15 protein-coding genes are annotated in these 18,625 nt (G+C 45.7%); 11 read left to right on the forward strand and 4 right to left on the reverse strand.

Annotation, left to right across the window (positions count from 1 at the left end; genetic code table 11):
- The first annotated feature begins 64 nt into the window (after positions 1-64).
- Both coaE and HGH90_RS27095 read left to right on the forward strand, forming a co-directional pair.
- Entirely contained in the window at positions 65-661 is a 597-nt protein-coding gene (gene coaE, locus HGH90_RS27090; RefSeq protein WP_168767178.1) for a dephospho-CoA kinase, read from the forward strand.
- Between the two features lie 75 nt (positions 662-736).
- Positions 737-1,039 carry a HesB/IscA family protein gene (locus HGH90_RS27095; protein WP_168767179.1) on the forward strand — a complete coding sequence of 101 codons (303 nt, stop codon included), beginning with the start codon at positions 737-739 and terminating at the stop codon, positions 1,037-1,039.
- Positions 1,040-1,130: 91 nt separating this feature from the next.
- Here the strand turns inward: HGH90_RS27095 and secDF are convergent, their stop codons facing one another.
- Entirely contained in the window at positions 1,131-4,286 is a 3,156-nt protein-coding gene (secDF, locus tag HGH90_RS27100; RefSeq protein ID WP_168767180.1) for a protein translocase subunit SecDF, read from the reverse strand.
- A 214-nt stretch (positions 4,287-4,500) separates the two neighbouring features.
- On the opposite strand from secDF, the gene HGH90_RS27105 reads away from it, so the two are divergent.
- From HGH90_RS27105 to HGH90_RS27125, 5 genes are all read left to right on the forward strand, one after another.
- Positions 4,501-5,718, forward strand: a complete 1,218-nt coding sequence (locus HGH90_RS27105; protein WP_169192325.1) for a serine hydrolase — start codon at positions 4,501-4,503, stop codon at positions 5,716-5,718.
- 30 nt (positions 5,719-5,748) lie between these two features.
- Positions 5,749-6,483, forward strand: a complete 735-nt coding sequence (locus HGH90_RS27110) for a hypothetical protein (RefSeq protein WP_168767182.1) — start codon at positions 5,749-5,751, stop codon at positions 6,481-6,483.
- A 239-nt stretch (positions 6,484-6,722) separates the two neighbouring features.
- Positions 6,723-7,997 carry a hypothetical protein gene (locus HGH90_RS27115; RefSeq protein WP_168767183.1) on the forward strand — a complete coding sequence of 425 codons (1,275 nt, stop codon included), beginning with the start codon at positions 6,723-6,725 and terminating at the stop codon, positions 7,995-7,997.
- A gap of 213 nt (positions 7,998-8,210) precedes the next feature.
- A complete protein-coding gene (locus HGH90_RS27120) occupies positions 8,211-9,404 on the forward strand; it encodes a pyridoxal phosphate-dependent aminotransferase (RefSeq protein WP_169192326.1) in 1,194 nt (397 codons plus the stop codon).
- A gap of 147 nt (positions 9,405-9,551) precedes the next feature.
- Complete coding sequence (locus HGH90_RS27125) at positions 9,552-10,076, forward strand: hypothetical protein (RefSeq protein WP_168767185.1); 525 nt, start codon at positions 9,552-9,554, stop codon at positions 10,074-10,076.
- A gap of 3 nt (positions 10,077-10,079) precedes the next feature.
- Here the strand turns inward: HGH90_RS27125 and HGH90_RS27130 are convergent, their stop codons facing one another.
- Positions 10,080-11,063: a M23 family metallopeptidase gene (locus tag HGH90_RS27130; protein ID WP_168767186.1), complete on the reverse strand. Its 984-nt coding sequence runs from the start codon at positions 11,061-11,063 to the stop codon at positions 10,080-10,082.
- A gap of 22 nt (positions 11,064-11,085) precedes the next feature.
- Here HGH90_RS27130 and HGH90_RS27135 point away from each other — a divergent pair, with 22 nt between their 5' ends.
- Both HGH90_RS27135 and HGH90_RS27140 read left to right on the forward strand, forming a co-directional pair.
- A complete protein-coding gene (locus tag HGH90_RS27135; RefSeq protein ID WP_169192327.1) occupies positions 11,086-12,633 on the forward strand; it encodes a methylmalonyl-CoA mutase in 1,548 nt (515 codons plus the stop codon).
- A 25-nt stretch (positions 12,634-12,658) separates the two neighbouring features.
- Complete coding sequence (locus tag HGH90_RS27140; protein WP_169192328.1) at positions 12,659-13,552, forward strand: class I SAM-dependent methyltransferase; 894 nt, start codon at positions 12,659-12,661, stop codon at positions 13,550-13,552.
- A gap of 90 nt (positions 13,553-13,642) precedes the next feature.
- On the opposite strand, the gene HGH90_RS27145 is transcribed toward HGH90_RS27140, so the two are convergent.
- Positions 13,643-15,805 (reverse strand): S46 family peptidase, encoded by a 2,163-nt coding sequence (locus HGH90_RS27145; RefSeq protein ID WP_211172692.1) that lies wholly within the window; start codon positions 15,803-15,805, stop codon positions 13,643-13,645.
- 166 nt (positions 15,806-15,971) lie between these two features.
- Here HGH90_RS27145 and HGH90_RS27150 point away from each other — a divergent pair, with 166 nt between their 5' ends.
- Both HGH90_RS27150 and HGH90_RS27155 read left to right on the forward strand, forming a co-directional pair.
- Positions 15,972-17,033, forward strand: a complete 1,062-nt coding sequence (locus HGH90_RS27150; RefSeq protein ID WP_169192329.1) for a sensor histidine kinase — start codon at positions 15,972-15,974, stop codon at positions 17,031-17,033.
- 12 nt (positions 17,034-17,045) lie between these two features.
- Positions 17,046-17,213: a hypothetical protein gene (locus HGH90_RS27155; RefSeq protein ID WP_168767190.1), complete on the forward strand. Its 168-nt coding sequence runs from the start codon at positions 17,046-17,048 to the stop codon at positions 17,211-17,213.
- Between the two features lie 102 nt (positions 17,214-17,315).
- Here HGH90_RS27155 and HGH90_RS27160 read toward each other — a convergent pair whose 3' ends face one another.
- A complete protein-coding gene (locus tag HGH90_RS27160; protein WP_145672769.1) occupies positions 17,316-18,140 on the reverse strand; it encodes a M57 family metalloprotease in 825 nt (274 codons plus the stop codon).
- Positions 18,141-18,625 lie beyond the last annotated feature (485 nt).

Raw genomic sequence — 18,625 nt, forward strand, 5'->3', positions numbered from 1 at the left:
GTAATATCTACCCGCAACTCCGTAATTCATATGGGGTAATTCCTATTTTTATTTAAATTGAGGCATGTTAAAGATAGGCATCACCGGCGGCATCGGCTCCGGGAAAAGTACCGTTAGTAGAATATTTGAACTATTAGGCATTCCTGTTTATTATGCCGATGAAAGGGCAAAAGATATCCTGACCAGGGATTCCGAGCTGATAGCAGCCGTGAAAGCCCATTTTGGGGCAGAAGTATACGATGAAAATGGCGTATTAAACCGGAAATACCTGGGCAATATCGTATTTAACGATAAGCGGCAGCTGGCATTACTCAACTCGCTGGTTCACCCTGCCACCATACGCGACTCCGACCAATGGGCGCAGCAGCAACATGCCCCTTATGTACTAAAGGAAGCGGCCCTGTTATTTGAAACAGAATCCTTCCATCACCTTGATAAGATCATCGGCGTTTTTGCTCCCCAGCCGCTGCGGATACATCGTGTGATGAAGCGTGATAACGTTACCCGCGATGAAGTACTGGCGCGTATCAACAAGCAAATTGATGAAACCATCAAAATGCGCCTGAGCGACTACGTGATTTATAACGATGAACAACGAATGGTCATTCCCCAGGTACTGGCCCTGCATGAACAGCTGTTGGCACTGGCTGCCAACCATTAGCGGTTACCTTGGGTATACCGGGTGCTACCCCGCGCAGGCCGTTTCCCTAACTTTGATAAAAATATGGATGAAAAGATGAGTAAGGCGAATATATCTCCCATACAACTAACTGCACAGGCTGCAGCCATCATAAAAGACCTGTTGAAGGGCGCTACCGAAGCCCCTTTCCTACGTGTGGGCGTAAAGGGAGGCGGATGTTCCGGTATGGCTTATATGCTGGGATTTGACGCCCGGATGGAAGACGATGACCTCTTCGAAGTAGATGGTATCCCGGTTATTATGAAGAAAGCACATGGCATGTACCTGATGGGTATGGAAATAGACTATCAGCAAGGCGAAGAGGCTACAGGCTTCGTATTCAGGCAACCTGGCAGCTGATCCTATCTTTTATTTTCCTGACACACATAAAAAAAACCTCCTGGATGACCAGGAGGTTTTTATTTATCAAACATTGTTTCAGTTATCTCACTTATTTAGTAGCAGGAGATGCTTTCTGAGCAGTCACTTCTACAGCGTCTGATTCGTTAGCCAGTTGGTTCTTCTTGTCGAAGTCAACCAGTACGGGAGCAGCTACGAAGATAGAAGAGTAAGTACCGGTGATCACACCAATCAACATAGCGAAGGCGAAACCACGGGTTACTTCACCACCGAAGATAAACAATATCAGGATGGTCAGGAACACTGTCAGCGAAGTCATAATGGTACGGCTCAGGGTATCATTGATCGCTTTGTTGATCACTACATCCCTGTTACGTCCATGGTTTCCGGTTCTGAAGTACTCGCGGATACGGTCAAACACAATCACGGTATCGTTCATGGAGAAACCAATTACTGTCAGGATCGCCGCAATGAAGTGCTGGTCGATTTCCAGGGTAAATGGTACAAAAGAACGGCACCAGGAGAACACTGCCAGTGTAACCAGTACGTCGTGCAGCAGGGAGAAGATAGTACCGATAGAGTACTGCCATTTGCTGAAACGTAACAGGATATACAGGAAGATAACCACGAGAGACAGTATTGTTGCTTTTACAGCACCAGCGCGTAAGTCGTCCGAAATGGTAGGCGATACCGTTTGAGATCCTACTACATAACGATTGTTGAACACATCCTGTGTAACGCCGTTATCGTAGAATTTCTTCAGGCCATTGTATAATTTATCTGCTACTTCCTTATCTACAGCAAGGTTTTGCTGTTCGATCTTATAAGAAGTAGTGATGCTTAACTGGTTAGTACTTCCGATGGTTTTAACGAATACTTCAGATTCGAATTCCTTTTTCAGTACGTCTGCCACTTCCTGTCTGTTCATTGGGTGTTCGAAACGAACGGTGTAGCTACGGCCACCGGAGAAATCGATACCGTGGTCGAAGCCATGGAAGAAGGAAGAAATACCAGCTACCATTACAATAGCAGAGATGATATAAGCATATTTACGTTTGCCTACGAAATCGAAAGCAGCGTGTTTAAATACTTTACGGGAAATAGGGGTAAAGTATTCGAAGTGTCTTTTCTTCTTCATCCAGAAGTCGGTTACCATACGGGATACCAGGATACCGCAGAACAGGGACAGGAACAGACCGATGATCTGGGTAGTGGCGAAGCCCAGTACCGGGCCTAAACCGAAGTAGAACAGGATGAAGGCGGTAAGCAGGGACGTAACGTGCCCATCCAGTACGGGCGCATAAGAACGCTTGTAACCATCTGCCACGGCATCATGGTAGGACTTACCATGGGTAAGTTCATCCTTGATTCTTTCGAAGATGATTACGTTGGTATCCACGGCCATACCGATGGTGAGTACCATACCGGCAATACCGGCCATTGTTAACGTAGCGCCCATAGAAGCCAGGATACCGAAGGTAAACAGCAGGTTGAGCACCAGCGCGATATTAGCTACCCAGCCGGCGGAGTTGTAATACACCAGCATGAGTACGAAAATGATTCCGAAGGAGATCATGAAAGACTTAGCACCGGCAGCGATAGATTCAGCGCCGAGGGTAGGTCCTACCACCTGTTCCTGTACGATTTGTGCAGGAGCCGGCATTTTACCGGATTTCAGGATGTTGGCCAGGTCATTTGCTTCTTCAATGGTAAAGCTACCGCTGATAGAAGAGCGGCCACCTGCGATTTCACCCTGGATAGACGGAGCGGAATAAACGATATTATCCAATACTACGGCTACATAGTTGAGGGTGGTTGGATCTTTAGGATTGGTAGGGGCCAGTTCGCCGGTCAGCTTTTTCCATTCATGGGCACCTACGTTGTCCATGGTCATGCTGATTTCCGGTTGGTTGTTCTGGTCCATATCCTGGCGGGCATCCACGATTCTTTCGCCACCTACACGGGGAGCAGGATTAGCGGGGTTTACTTTCAGTACGTAAACCGCGATCGGGCCGTGCTTATCTTCTTTATTTTCAGGACCGTATGCAAATACCGCATCTTTAGGCAATACTGCTTTTACAGCAGGCATTTGCAGGTAACGGTTAAAGGTTGCAGTGTCTTTAGGTAAGATTCTTCCGATAGATGGACCCGGATAAACGGAACCGGTTTGCATATCTACGTTCGGGAACAGTACCATGAACAGCGGATTTTGCTTCTGCTGTTCTTTGATTTGCAGTTCTTTGCTGGCATTCTTACTGGTGTCGGTTTTTGACAGGTAAGAATTCAGGCTTCCGCTGGTATCGGCCTTTTCGTTGGCAGCGGTAGCAGCGGGTGTTTTTGCAGTAGTATCTGTGCTGGCAGTGGCTGCAGGAGCATGCGTGTTGAGGGTATTTTTAATCGCCTCGTTCATAGGGGTGAGTACATTCTGGATAAACTCCGGATTGTTTTTATACACTTCCCTGAACTCGAGGTTAGCAGTAGCCTGCAGGTATTTGTGAACACGGGCGGCATTATCAACACCAGCCAGTTCCACGGAGATCAGCCCTTTATTCTCGTCCAGGCTGATGTTTGGTTGTGCTACCCCGAATTTATCAATACGTTTTTGCAGTACGATATAGGTATTTTTGATAGCGACCCGTGATTCCTTGCGGATCATGTCCAGCACCTGTTGATTGGAGGAGTTGAAGTTGATATCCTTCTGGTAGGCATTGGCAAAGATGGTAGCCAGTTTACCCTGAGGCGCTACTTCGGCGTATGCTTGTCCGAACAACGTAACAAAATCGGCCTGGTTAGATTTTTTCAGCTCATTGGCTCTTTCCAGCGCTTTGTTAAATGCAGCATCCTTGGATTGACCGGATAAAGCGCGGATCACGTCTTCCACGTTTACTTCCAGTACCACGTTCATACCACCCACGAGATCCAGCCCCAGATTCAGTTCTTTTTCTTTAGCCTTGGTGTAGTTGACATTCCATGGGAAGCCTGCAATCTTCGTGCTGCTGGTACTGTCCAAAATCTCTTGTCTCCTTTGTTTAATAAACCCTTTCAGTGTATCTGAGTAGAAACTCTGCAGTTCCTGACTGCCTGGATATTTCTTTTCAGGTGTAGGGTATTGCTTGGCCACATCGTTTTCGGCCTGCTGCTCTATCTTCTTCTCATAGTTCCGCACTAAAAACGTGAAGGACAATTGGTACAAAGAGATAAGGATCAGTGCGATGGCAAAAAATCTTACCAGTCCTTTAAGTTGCATACTGTTTGTTTCGGGTTTATAAAAAAAAATTTTAAGAGTTGCAAAGATAGAATTTAAATCGATATATTAAAGCCCTTGTTAAAAGACGCGCAAAATCAGTATGCGCCTGCGTTTGCTGGCTGGTTGGCATACTTTTTTGTAAATCTGCAGATCCTGGTTTGTGGTCTTTTTAATATTATTCCTTTGCTTTACAATCAATAACAACGACAAATATATGCAAACGCCACATTATCCGACAACAGATAATTTTCTGGAAGCTTTGCTGAAAAGTCAAAAAATGCGGCTGGGCGAGGTTTTTAGCGATCCTGAGCAGTACCGTTTACAGGTAATTTTTACCCGGATAGACAGGGATGTAGCCCAGGTACCACATTTTACCGAGTACCGGTATGGGGTTTCCCCGGATACCTACTTCTACCCTGCTTCCACAGTTAAGTTACCCGCTGCCGCCCTGGCCCTGGAAAAGCTCCGTGATCTGCATGTCCCCGGCCTTGACAGGACCACGCCCATGTTTACCGAACCGCTGCCGGACATCAATACGGGGGTGGATAGCGACCTTTCCGCGGCTACAGGCCTGCCTTCCGTGGGACATTATATTAAAAAAATCTTCCTTACCAGCGACAACGATGCCTTCAACCGGCTATATGAACTGATCGGGCAGGAAGTCTTTAACCGGCGCCTGTGGGAAATGGGGTACGACCGGGTACAGATCCGGCACCGGGTAGGCCTTCCCCTCTATGAAGAAGCCAACAGGCATACCAATGCCGTCTTGTTCCGGGTAGGAGAACAAGTATTTTACCGGCAGGCGGCCCAACATAGCTCCCTGGCATTTTCCGCGAGAACGGATTTTGCCGGCAACAGTCATTACAACCACCTGGACCAGCTGGAGCCCTATCCCATGAACTTCTCTCACCGTAATAAACTTCCCCTCGCCGACCTGCATCATATACTATGCAGCATAATTTTTCCGGAGGCTGTAACAAAACGGCAACGTTTCCGTTTAACTAGCAAAGATTATAGTTTTTTATATCGGTGTATGTCGCAATACCCGGAGGAATCAACGGATCCACGCTACAACCCAAAGCAATACCACCAGGCATATACCCGGTTTTTGCTTTTTGGAGGAAGCCGGCACTCCAGGATACCAACTGACATTCGGATCTTTAACAAACCTGGTTGGGCGTGCGGATTTTTAACTGATACTGCCTATATTGTGGATTTTGCCAATGGCACAGAGTTTCTGTTGTCCGCCAGCATTTTTGTTAATACGACGGGTATCCTGGGAGATGACCAACAGGCTTTTGAAAAAACGGGTAAACCCTTTCTCCGTACGCTGGGAGAAGTTATTTACGAAGCGGAAAAAGCGCGGCCAAAAGCTGTATTGCCCGATCTTTCCCGCTTCCGGTTTATAAACGATGAAAAAATATCTGACTAATAACACACAACTTTAAAAACTGAGCGCAAAATGCTAACCAAGAAAAATCGCGTATGGGCCGCCGTTGCCCTGTTGACCGGAATAGCCGGATTTTCGTCCTGTCTGAAAAGTAATAATAATGTTACACCTCCTAGGCCACAGGCGCAGATTAACATATTGAATGTTTCCAACAGCCCTGTTTTTGCTTCATTTTACGATAATGATCAAAGAGTAAGCAACGACAATACTAACATTAGCTTCAATACCAACTATCGTTACGGTGTTTATGGTGGTGTTCATAAACTCGAATTAAAAAATAAAAAAGGCGATAGCATTATCACCAGCCTATCAGCCAACTTTGATTCTACTAGCTATTACACCTATATTGCCTTTGACAATCCTGTAAAATCTGTTAACATACTTTCAGATTTTAGCTCAGCAGACGGCAGTAAAATTAACATCCGCTGTCTGAACCTATCAAATGGCACTGATAAAATCGATTTTTATATTGGCGGTGAGAAAATTGACAGTAATAGAAATCCAATGGGAATCAGTGACCTTTACGCTGCCACCAAATTCGTACAGTTCAGCAACTTCAGTGTCAATAATGTGGTTACTATTAAGAAGGCAGGAACAGATGTAACGCTGGCCACTGCCAACTCTAGTCAACTAAAAGTGGGCTCTTTTAATGCTGGCCAAGTGTACACTATTTATTATGCAGGCAATTCCGGCAGTACGGGTGTTGATAAACCTGTGGTAGACGCTATCTTTAGTCTTTATCAATAAATTTTCTATATAGAAGGGGCCTTCCAATAGCAGTCATGCTATTGGAAGGCTTTTTCTTTTCCCAGCTAACAACTTATATTGACTATTTCCGTTTTTCCATTTGGACATTGCTTTTCTTAATATTGATTATCCTTAGGCACCTAAATCCTTATCAAGCAATAGATAGTCATCCTAATCATCGATTATTAAAACTACCTTTAAGGAGTACCCCACATTTTCTGACTAAATAAGTAACCCACATGAAACCCACAATCACAAGCACTGCTTGGCATAAGCATCGATCCTTGTTCCCGATTTTATTGGTTCCATTTTTTTTATTAACCAGTTGTAGCAAGAAATCAGAACAAAGATTATCACCGCAAAGTCCTGAAGCTGAAAATCAGATAAAATTAGTGTATGGAAATTATCTAACATTTCCGGATGAAGCTTCCTTCAAAAACGCTATCGCCAATTCCCGTACATTGACCGAAGGAGATCAACAGCAATTTGATGCTAATCATTCATTTATTTCGATGGCATCCAGCTTTCGAAAATTTGACAAGGAAATTTCCCGGTTTGAATCAATGAAAGATACTACCGGCTTCCATCTTGTCAAAGAAAAATATGGAAAATCCCTCTACTGGAAGGCTGTCGACGAGTATTATGTCAATAGCCCTGACTGGGAAACATCTAAAATTATTAATCAAAATGGCTTGGTGAAAATTGGAGAAGAAATTATCAAGTTTGACCGGGACAGAAAAATCACCTTAAAACACACTGACCTTCAATCATTTAGAAATGCACTGAGCATAAGAGCTACGACTTCTACTCCTGAATATGTAGTAGACTACTACCCCAAAAGTAAAGCGTCAACAGAATCTACGCCAGGGTATAAATGGCTTTCTTTGAATGGTTTTAATCCCCAGGAAGGCGCAGTCACCAATGGAATTACAGATCAGTATCAGTTACAATCAAGCGGCCGACGCTTCACTTATTCAGTGTGGCTGGTAAATATAAGGAAAGGAGGTGTTCTTTACGCATTTACAGAGCTCCACTATAGTGGTATGAGGAAACAGTTTCTTTTTTGGCAACGGGCAAAAGTAACAGACGTCGTTATTAATGGTTCCATAGTAATAAAGTTAGGCTCGGATGGTTTCAGCCCAACCTTCACATGTCGCTACACTAACTATGGCGTGGCAGATAGATGGTATGAAACCTATTACAACGATGATATAGAAGGGCACGAGATTTTGGCTATCTCTGAAAAGCTTGTTAACCATCCAGACCCTTATAGTATTCTTGGGCCTCCAGGCATCCCCCCTCAGCTCCCCTATTATGTGGACATGCGGAAACACCCGGCAGCACCGAGTTATTTCTTTAACGATATCAATGAATATAACGGCAGTAATCTACAATCAAGTCCTGGTTATCACTGGAATCATGTAACTGCAGGGAATGGGCCATTTACTAACCCCAATCAGCTCACCATAGTTACCGCAAATGTAGAAGGAGAAACTTTCGACATCAATTTCTAGATGTTTTCTGAAATAGCTGCCGGCAGGGGTACCACGAGAAAAAAAGCCGGAGCAGCCTTTCCGTGATATTCATATATAAATATTTTAAGTTTCAACAAACGCAGAACGGGCCGTGATTACGGCCCGTTCTGCGTTTGTATGGCAGCCCCGCACGATCTTTCCATGTATTATCTACTTTTTTTCAGTAGGTTTGTCGCGGTACAATGTTAAGATATGAATCAATTAGCAGACAGGCTGTCACGGATTTCCGAGCCTCAGACAATTAAAATGGCTAAACTCAGCCGTGAGTTAAAAGCCCAGGGTATAGACATCGTGGACCTCAGCATCGGAGAACCCGACTTTGATACGCCGGCGCATATCCGGGAAGCCGCCAAGAAGGCGATTGATGAAGGATTTACTCACTATACCCCGGTGGCAGGCATTGCGGAATTAAAGCAGGCAGTTGTTCATAAATTTAAGAGAGATAACGGTCTTGACTATACGCCAGAACAGATTGTAGTATCCACCGGCGCCAAGCAATGCCTGGCAAATGCGGTGCTGAGTATTGTAAACCCGGGCGATGAGGTAATTATTCCTACTCCATACTGGGTTACCTATTCTGAGCAGGTGAGCCTCTGCCAGGGAGAGGTAGTGTTTGTGCCTTGCAGCATTGAAAACAATTATAAAATTACGCCTGCGCAGCTCGAGGCAGCCATTACGCCTAAAACCAGGCTGTTTATGTTCTCCTCCCCCTGCAATCCCACCGGGTCCGTATATTCCAAAGCGGAGCTGGAAGGACTGGCAGCCGTATTCGCCAAACACCCACAGATATTTATCATTTCCGACGAAATATATGAATACATCAATTATGTAGGCAAACATGAAAGCATTGCCCAGTTTGGCGATCTGATTAACCGGACCATAATCATCAATGGGTTGAGTAAAGGATTTGCCATGACAGGCTGGCGTTTGGGCTTTATGGCCGCACCGTTGGATATTGCCAAAGCATGCGATAAAATTCAGAGTCAATTTACCTCTGCTACCTGCTCTATTACCCAACGGGCAGCTGTAACTGCCCTCACGGGAGATCTCAGCACCGCTGAAGCAATGGTGGCGGAATTTAAAAAACGCCGCGCCTTCATGCATGAGGCGCTGAAAAGCATTCCGGGATTAAAAGTAAATGATCCCGAGGGCGCTTTTTATATGTTTCCCGATGTGAGTGCGTATTTTAATAAATCGTTTGAAGATTCACATATCAAAGGCGCTGATGACCTTTGTATGTACCTGCTGCATAAAGCCAATGTATCTGCCGTTACCGGCGTAGCTTTCCAGCAACCTAACTGTATCCGCCTGTCTTATGCTACCAGCATGGATAAGCTGGAAAAGGGGGTGGAAAGAATGAAAACCTGGCTGGCCAAACTGGCGTAAAAAAAATAACTACTATTTTATGATAATCCTGATGTGCTTCCTTTCTGACTGAGAGGAATATACATCAGGATTATCTTTTGTAAATTAATGAGTTGGGGTTCCAATATATAAATATATTATATATATTTGTTCTTATAACGTGTAACGATGGAGTTGAATAATTTACTATACATAGCCATTGCCGCTGGAGCAATAGCCATTGTATATCCGACCATAAAAGACCTTTTCAAAAAGAATAAGCCTGCCGGTGCGGCCGCAGATGAAAAGCAGCCCCCGGTAAATGCCGCGGTGCTACCATTACAACTGCAAGCCTACGAACGGATGGCACTGTATGTAGACCGGATTACGCCGCAGAGCCTGATCGGACGTATTTATCAGCCGGGGCTCAGCGCTGTAGACATGCAGATAGCGATGGTGCAGAATATCAAAGCTGAGTACGAGCATAACATCACCCAACAGATTTACGTATCGGCGATGACCTGGGAAGCGGTAAAAACATTGAAAGAACAAACGATCTCCGTTATTAACCAGGTAGCGGTGCAATTGCCACAGGATGCGCCGGCCATAGAGTTAAACAAACAGATATTGGAGGTGTTTATGCAGGCGGGCGAATCTCCTGCCGAACTCACGTCGCAGATTATCAATGCAGAAGCTAAGAAAGTAATGAGATAACGGTCATTTCGCGTTAATTACTTCATTCAGCAGATAGCCTTTCCCATTAAATAAGATATACAGCGGCTTTCCCCGGTACCAGGGGATGCCGGCCTGTTTTGCATGCACCTGTATATGCAGATGGGGCTCTGTGCTGAAGCCCGAATTGCCCACACAACCCAATGCGGTTCCCTGTCTCACATACTGTCCTTCGGTTACACATACACTTCCCATCTTAAGGTGGCCCATGAAAACATAATAACCCGGGGTTTCCAGTAATACCTGGTTGGTATTTTTGGGTCCCCTGCTCATATTAGGTGGAATATTATCGGGGTTATTGCTCTCCGCCCGCAGCACCAGTCCATCACAGGGTGCATATACTGTATCCCCAAAAATACCGTAGTCGTCGAGCTGGCGGGAAAAGATCTTCGTGGCGCGTCCTCCCTGTGGATTCAATTTTACGATATCCATGGCATAGATAGCGCCACGGAGACTAAAGTGAAACACATTAGTAGGCAGACCTTTGCCACCCTGCAGTACAAAGTAATTACCTGGTTTGAAAGGAAACGACAGCTCTACCGTGTGAGGGCGCCCCGTAGTACCGGTAAAGTAACCGATATCGAGTAAAACAAACAGCCCTGTAAACAACAGGTTGCTATAATGTTTCCACCGGGGCAGCGGCCGGGCCGAATGATCATGTTTCCGAAGTGTATAGGCGGCTATACATAATAATAAGAGGATGCCAAAGACATATTTGGTATAAATGGAAAAATATATCCAGGTACCAAATAAATAGAGAAATAAGCCCATGGAAAGGCCGAGCAGCAGGTAGCTGTAAGTACCACGCAGCGGGCGGTTGCCGGCTTTCCAAACGAGGAATAAACTAAATAAAGCCAGGGCAAGGGTAATACCTAATAAACAATAAATGATCATAATGGCCAGCCAAACTTTGACACAAATTATCAATATTTTTCTCAGCGGCGAAGTACCATAATAATTATGTAACATTGCAACGCTAGTTATAGACACTATGGAAAAGACCATTCAAACCGATTCGGGGATTGTAATTGCGCCGCTGTATACACAGCCGGTAGCCATGGAAGAACGACCCGGCAGCTTTCCTTTTACCCGGGGTATACATGCCAGTATGTACCGTGATAAGTTATGGACTATGCGGCAGTACGCAGGTTTCAGCACGGCGGAAGAATCCAATAAACGTTATCACTACCTGCTGAGCCAGGGCGTAATGGGATTGAGTGTCGCCTTCGACCTGCCTACCCAGATAGGATACGATTCGGATCATCCAATGGCAGAGGGAGAAGTAGGCAAGGTAGGTGTAGCCATAGATTCGCTGGAGGATATGGAGATATTGTTTAAAGGTATTTCCCTGGAACAGATTTCCACCTCGATGACTATCAATGCCACAGGGTTTATACTGCTGGCGCTTTATATTGCCCTTGCCAAAAAGCAGGGCGCCGATCTGAAGAAAATTTCCGGCACCATACAAAATGATATCCTGAAAGAATATGCTGCAAGAGGCACCTTCATTTATCCACCCCAGCCTTCTATGCGGCTGATTACGGATATCTTTGCCTGGTGCAGCAAGGAAGTGCCTAAATGGAATACGATCTCCATTTCCGGCTATCATATCCGCGAAGCAGGTGCTAATGCGGTACAGGAGCTTGCCTTTACACTGGCTAACGGGAAAGCCTATCTAAAAGCTGCGCAGGAAAAGGGACTGGACATTAACGTTTTTGCTAAACGGCTCTCCTTTTTCTTTAACGCGCACAACCACCTGTTTGAAGAGATAGCCAAATTTAGGGCAGCCCGCCGCATGTGGGCACATATCACCCGGGAACTGGGCGCTACCGATCCCAAGGCACAAATGCTGCGCTTTCATACGCAAACCGGGGGCAGTACGCTCACCGCTCAGCAACCACAGAATAATATTGTAAGAGTGGCAGTGCAAACCCTGGCAGCTACGCTGGGAGGCACCCAATCGCTGCATACCAACGGCTACGATGAGGCGTTATCGTTACCCACGGAAGAAGCCGCCCGTATCGCGCTCCGTACCCAACAAATCATTGGCTATGAAAGCGGCGTGGCCGATACAGTTGATCCGCTGGCCGGCTCCTATTACGTAGAAGCGCTTACCAACGAAGTGGAAGGCAAAGCCTGGGAGCTGATTCAGAAAATTGACGCTATGGGAGGCGCTGTCAGCGCTATAGAACAAGGTTTTATCCAGGATGAAATAGCCCGCAGCGCCTATAAATATCAACAGGAAATTGAAAATAATGAGAAAATAATCATCGGGGTTAATAAATTTACAGCGGCTGATCATGTGACTCCGGAAGTATTCCGTATCGACGATAGTATCCGCGTGATACAGTCAGCACGCCTGCAATCACTGCGCGAACGGAGGGATAACACAGCGGTGCAAAATGTCCTGCAACGCATACGCCAGGCTGCCGGCACCAGCGAAAACCTGATGCCGCTGGTAGTCGAAGCCGTAGAACACCTGTGTACACTGGGTGAAATATCAGATGTACTGAGAGAAGTATGGGGAGAGTATAAATAATTATATCAGCGTATTCAACATTCAAATGAGTTTAATCTATCACAACAACTGTCCGCTTTGTGGCTCTTCACAGATACACGAAGCGCTTACTGCCAAAGACTACACTGTATCCAACGAATCCTTTAACATCTTCCATTGCGGAGGCTGTGGCGGCCGTTTTACGCAAAATGTGCCCGACAGCGCCCACATTGGCCGCTATTACCAATCGCAGGAATATATTTCCCATTCCGAAACCAAAACGGGATTGATTAACCGGCTGTATCACAGCGTCAGGAAAATTACCCTGCGCTCCAAACAAAATTGGGTGCGCAGTGCCGCCGGCATTAAAACCGGCTCCCTGCTGGATATAGGCAGTGGTACCGGCGCGTTCCTGCATTATATGCAACAGGGCGGCTGGACCGTCACCGGCCTGGAGCCCGACGAAAATGCCCGCCGTAATGCCAAAGATATCTATAATATCACCGCACTACCCATCGAATCACTATACACCTTGCCGGCGGGGCAATACGATGCCATTACGATGTGGCATGTACTGGAACATGTACACGAACTGCATCGTTACCTCGACCATATCCGTACCCTGCTGAAACCCGGCGGATCTTTACTGATAGCCGTTCCCAACTATACTTCCGTTGACGCAGATTATTACAAAGCATACTGGGCGGCCTATGATGTACCCCGTCACCTGTATCATTTCTCTCCTGCTTCGATGGAAAGTTTACTGGCACAACACCAGATCAGGCTGGTAAAGAAACATCCCATGGTATTTGATGGTTTTTATGTAAGCCTGCTGAGTGAAAAATATAAAACCGGTAAAAGCCGCCTGTTCCAGGGTTTCTTCCACGGCTTCCGCTCCTACCGAAAAGGATTGAAAACAGTAGATCGCTGCAGCTCTATTGTATACGAGTGTAAATGCTAAAAGCATAAAGCTATTAAGGCGAATGACCAATGCGATTTTTAGATGTTCGCCAGGTTCATTCGCCTTAATAGCTTTATGCTTCATGCTTTTCTAAATAATTTTCATTTCCTGTATTAACCGGTTACATCCTGCATATTTATCAATCACAAATAATACATAGCGGATATCCACCATGATATTGCGACAGATAGAAGGATCAAAGTTAATATCGCTCATGGTGCCTTCCCAGGTACGGTCGAAATTAAGGCCTACCAGGCGCCCATGCGCGTCCAGCGCGGGGCTGCCGGAGTTACCGCCGGTAGTATGATTAGACGCTATAAAACACACCGGCATGCGGCCGTTTACACCATAGCGCCCGTAATCTTTTTTCTTATACAATTCAATGAGGCGTGCCGGCACATCAAATTCGTAGTCACCGGGAATGTACTTTTCCATTACTCCATCGAGATAGGTATAAAAATCATAGTGTACGGCATCGCGGGGGTTATAGCCATCTACCTTACCATAGGTAACACGCAGGGTACTGTTGGCATCGGGGTAAAAATTCTTCTTGCTGCCCATCACGTCCATTTGCGCCTGCATATAAGTACGCTGGAGGTTATTGATGTAGGCCTGGATATCGGCCAGCGGTTTGCTCACATTATCCACAAAACCTTTACGGGTAGCCATTACCAGGCGAGTAGCCGGGTCGGACCACATTTGAGCGATCACGGTGTTATAGGGCTGCTGTATAAAGGCTTTTAATTTTTCGGGAGAAGTGAGGCTGGTAGCCGCATACAGCTTATCCGCCAGTGCGCGGCCGTCTTTATTATTTTCCTGCCAGATACGGGCAAAATCATTGCCGGCGTATGGAGCCGGTACACCTTTCGCATACAGGTCGATCAGGCTGGCGCAAATATCATGGTCCACACTGGCATTATAGTTCTGATAAAAAGACTGCATCGATTCCAGGAATTGCTGGCGCATGCTTTCATACTGTCCTTCTCCCCTTTCGTGTACATCATTCAGGAAATTGATCAGGCGGTCTCCTACCGTAAATATTTCCACGTTTTTTACCAGCTCGCTGTAGTAGTCGCGCGTTTGTGCATAAGGCTGAATCTGGCGATAGTATTCGTTCAGTGAGTCGAGTATGCCGCTGTAGGATTGTTTCCATTTTGGATTCGCTTCCATCATCCGGCGGTAGGTGTCTTCATATTGCAGTTTCTTAGCAATCCCCCTGGTTTGTTTTACGCCCTGCATCTCTCCCATCCATTTTTTCCAGTAGTTAGCAGTACCGGCGTATTTGGCAGCATACTGAATTTTGATCTGTTCGTCTTTGCGCATATATCCATCCATTATTTTGAGGGCGGCATCACGCATCTGCACTTTGGCGGCATCCAGCACTTCCACGGTTTGTTTAACCCCTTCCGAAGGGAGATATTCCGTGGTACGGCCGGGGAAACCCAGCACCATGGTAAAATCATTTTGTTTTAAACCTTTCAGGGAAATGGTGAGGGCGTATTTCGGCTTTAAAGGCACATTATCCTTTGAATAAGGAGCTGGGCGACCATCCTTCCCGGCATAAATGCGAAACATCGAAAAATCGCCTGTATGACGCGGCCATACCCAGTTGTCGGTATCGGAACCGAACTTCCCGATCGCAGACGGAGGAGCTCCTACCAACCTTACATCACGGTAGGTTTCGGTTACAAACAGGAAATACTGGTTGCCTTCGTAAAAAGGCTTTACCATCACTTCCTGCCAACTCTCTCGGCGGGCAGCTTGTTTAATTTCGTTTAAACGTTTATCTATCGCTGACTGGCGCTCTCTTTCGCTCATTCCGGGCTTTACATCCTGGAGGGCAGCTTTGGTAACGTCGTCGATACGTACAATGAAGGTGGCAAACAAACCGGGGTTAGGCAATTCCTCTACCGCCGACTTAGCCCAGAAACCATTTTCCAGGAAATTATTCTGGAGGGAAGAGTGCTTTTGAATAGCATCATAACCGCAGTGGTGATTGGTGAGCAGCAATCCCTGTTCTGAAATCACTTCTGCTGTACAAAATCCGCCAAAGCTTACAATGGCATCTTTCAGGCTGCCTTTGTTGATATTATAAATATCTGCGGCCGTAATTTTCATTCCCATTCCTTTCATCTCCTTTTCATTAAGGCCGGAGAGCAGCTGCGGCAGCCACATCCCTTCTGTAGCATAGGTGCATTTTGTGAGTACAAGGAGTACTAACAACAGCACCGGTTTCACGATTCGTTGCAACATATCTGATATTCTTTTTATAAAAGAGGCAATTTACTATAATTCGGGGAGGCAGGAAAAGATAACCCGATGTTTCCCGTATTCATCGATATAAACCTGCTGTTGACAGAGATACGGTTTCTTATCTCAGCGGATTGCCCCAATTTCATCAGATATCTATCTGTCGTAAATGTTCCGGTTAAAATTCTCGGTAGTAATAGCTCACATTACAGGGTGGCTTATATGTCTGAGTTTACCCCTGCTGTTTATCAGTGGGCAAACGGGCGACCGTAAGGCACTTTCTATCTTATTTTCAGCTGATTACCTGGTATTCCTGGTAACCTACGTAGCGTTGTTTTATTTCCATACTACTTTCCTGTTTCCGCGCTTGTATTTCAGGAAGTTATATGTACTATATTTCCTCGCGGTGGGATTGATGCTGATCATGGTCAATTACATGCAGCCTTTCGATCATTTGTTCAGCCGGTTTCCACATCATCTTTCCATGGAAGCCGGTTGGCATCCACCGGCTCCCATGGAACAGGAAGGGCATCCGCCGGTGCGGATAGATATTGTCAGCGACTTCCTGTTCCTGCTCACCATTGCCCTGAGCATTGCCATAGAAACTACGCAGCGATGGCGGCAAACCGAACAACGTGCGCTGTACGCGGAAACCCGTAAAACGCAGGCAGAACTATCTTTTCTTAAAGCCCAGATCAATCCTCATTTTCTGTTTAATACCCTCAACAATATTTATTCGTTGGCCATAACACGCAGCGATCATACCGCCACAAGTATCATGAAGTTATCCAACATGCTGCGGTATGTAACAGAAGATACCCGGCACGAGTATGTATTGCTGGAAAATGAGATTGATTGTTTGCGGGACTATATCGATTTACAAAAGCTTCGCCTTACCAGTAAAACAAAAGTCAACTTTGCCGTTACCGGCTCCCCGGGCATTAAGTGTATTGCACCGCTGGTATTGCTTCCTTTCCTGGAAAACGCTTTCAGATACGGCGTAAGCAACCACGAAGCTTCAGAAATCAATATCCTGTTGAATACTTCGGAAAAACATATTCATTTCTTCTGCAGTAATAAATTGTTCAGGATAACCGATGATATGCAACGCACCGGTATCGGTATTGCCAATACCCGGCAGCGCCTCGACCACCTGTATCCCGACAGGTATGAATTGGACATCCGGGAAGACAACGGCGCCTACGCCATTTCTTTACAGTTACAGGTATAACAAAACATTTACATGCCAGATATCAACGGGCTGGAACTGGCCAGAGGGTTAACCTTCAATCCCCTGATTGTTTTTGCAACCGTCTATAAACAACAGCTGTCGATGGATTTGAATTGCACGCCGTTAAACCGGCAGAATGTATCGGAATATAGATATGCCGGTTCCAGTAAGCGCATATAGAAAGTAATTTGGGAAATGCTTCCCCTTATTAGACTTTCTTTACACGCCATCCGAAGAACCGGCATACCTGTTGACAGGTTAGCTCACGGATCAATGCGGTGCTTAGTGATACAGATAATTTAGGGCAATAACATCATTGGCGTTGAAGGTACGATTGCCACCATTGGAGCAGGCGAGCATCCAGGAGTTAGCATCTGGTCCGGTAGGTGTGCCAGGAATATTGATAGCACCTACGCCACCATCTCCTTCATTTACTGCGCTGCCACCACAGCTGTAAGAGCGGTCCATATAGTCGGTATGACGCATACCGATACAGTGGCCTATTTCGTGCTGGATGACAGAACCCACATACAGTACATTAGGATTGGATCCATAAGCATACTGGTTAGTGTTCATCTTGATAGTACCATAAGGATTCCCACTGCTGGTAGGGAAGCCGGAAGATCCGAGGGTGATATAGCCACCACTGGGGCCCTGGTTAAATCCTTTAATGGTGATAGTTGGTGTACCGCTGGTAATACGTTGGAACTTAACGCGCAGATTTAACCTGTTGTAGCGGGCAATAGCGGTATCTGTTCCGGCAACAAAGGCTGTTCCCAGGTTGACAACTTTTACTGTAATCACGCGGGGCAGCGCGGTTACCAGGTAATTTGTACGATACTGTTCCGTATTAGCTACCCTGAGAACAGGACTAATAACTTTTTCCTTCAGCTGATCGGCAGTGAGCAGGATGTCGCCTTCCACGAGGTAACCATCTTCTGTTTTCTGCACGTTATCAGTGCTGAAGCCATTTGCTTTAATTTGGGCCAACACTTCTGCAGACACGGGGTTTGGCTGCACCTCCTGCTTTGCGCCATTCTTCTGGCAGGACGCAAATACAAATGCTGCTGCCATGCAGCAGAGAGCAGGAATTGATTGTTTTCTCATAAATTCAGATTTTTGGATTTTTGGTTAAGAAAAAAATATCCGTTTTGCCTGTTTCTGCAAACGGGCAATTACTACCGAACTAAATATCAGCAATGATCTACAGCGAGTTAACATCAGGGGTGCTAACTATTAAAAATAGCGTTCCCCTTGCCGCAAATGCAATTGCTTCAGCTATATTTATTTCTCCAAAAAAACTTCAGTAAGACTGTGCTCTCTTTTTGGATGCATACAATAGCTACATGCCTTTAAGGGCATTACCTTAGATTTTAATGATTGGGTTATGATTCATTGTCACCGGGTGTTTCCGGCCATCCAGACTTGCTCAAATTTGCTCTACAGATTGATTAAAATGTGAAATGGTTTTTACCAATCGTTGCTCAGATTTTGTTGAATTTATTACTTAGGATTTCCTCTTTCAATATTACAACTTTCGTTCAATTTAAAAAAAATATTTTGCAGGGAACCGTCTAAAAAATTGTGTTGCA

Source organism: Chitinophaga sp. Ak27, from assembly GCF_012726295.1.
Classification (GTDB): Bacteria; Bacteroidota; Bacteroidia; order Chitinophagales; family Chitinophagaceae; genus Chitinophaga.

What these genes read in the sequence shown, in the direction of transcription:
- HGH90_RS27110 (WP_168767182.1), top strand. Translation starts at nt 5,749, where the DNA reads ATGCTAACCAAGAAAAATCGCGTATGGGCCGCCGTTGCCCTGTTGACC.
- coaE (WP_168767178.1), top strand. Translation starts at nt 65, where the DNA reads ATGTTAAAGATAGGCATCACCGGCGGCATCGGCTCCGGGAAAAGTACC.
- HGH90_RS27115 (WP_168767183.1), top strand. Translation starts at nt 6,723, where the DNA reads ATGAAACCCACAATCACAAGCACTGCTTGGCATAAGCATCGATCCTTG.
- HGH90_RS27120 (WP_169192326.1), top strand. Translation starts at nt 8,211, where the DNA reads ATGAATCAATTAGCAGACAGGCTGTCACGGATTTCCGAGCCTCAGACA.
- HGH90_RS27155 (WP_168767190.1), top strand. Translation starts at nt 17,046, where the DNA reads ATGCCAGATATCAACGGGCTGGAACTGGCCAGAGGGTTAACCTTCAAT.
- HGH90_RS27105 (WP_169192325.1), top strand. Translation starts at nt 4,501, where the DNA reads ATGCAAACGCCACATTATCCGACAACAGATAATTTTCTGGAAGCTTTG.
- HGH90_RS27140 (WP_169192328.1), top strand. Translation starts at nt 12,659, where the DNA reads ATGAGTTTAATCTATCACAACAACTGTCCGCTTTGTGGCTCTTCACAG.
- HGH90_RS27145 (WP_211172692.1), bottom strand. Translation starts at nt 15,805, where the DNA reads ATGTTGCAACGAATCGTGAAACCGGTGCTGTTGTTAGTACTCCTTGTA.
- secDF (WP_168767180.1), bottom strand. Translation starts at nt 4,286, where the DNA reads ATGCAACTTAAAGGACTGGTAAGATTTTTTGCCATCGCACTGATCCTT.
- HGH90_RS27160 (WP_145672769.1), bottom strand. Translation starts at nt 18,140, where the DNA reads ATGAGAAAACAATCAATTCCTGCTCTCTGCTGCATGGCAGCAGCATTT.
- HGH90_RS27135 (WP_169192327.1), top strand. Translation starts at nt 11,086, where the DNA reads ATGGAAAAGACCATTCAAACCGATTCGGGGATTGTAATTGCGCCGCTG.
- HGH90_RS27095 (WP_168767179.1), top strand. Translation starts at nt 737, where the DNA reads ATGAGTAAGGCGAATATATCTCCCATACAACTAACTGCACAGGCTGCA.
- HGH90_RS27130 (WP_168767186.1), bottom strand. Translation starts at nt 11,063, where the DNA reads ATGTTACATAATTATTATGGTACTTCGCCGCTGAGAAAAATATTGATA.
- HGH90_RS27125 (WP_168767185.1), top strand. Translation starts at nt 9,552, where the DNA reads ATGGAGTTGAATAATTTACTATACATAGCCATTGCCGCTGGAGCAATA.
- HGH90_RS27150 (WP_169192329.1), top strand. Translation starts at nt 15,972, where the DNA reads ATGTTCCGGTTAAAATTCTCGGTAGTAATAGCTCACATTACAGGGTGG.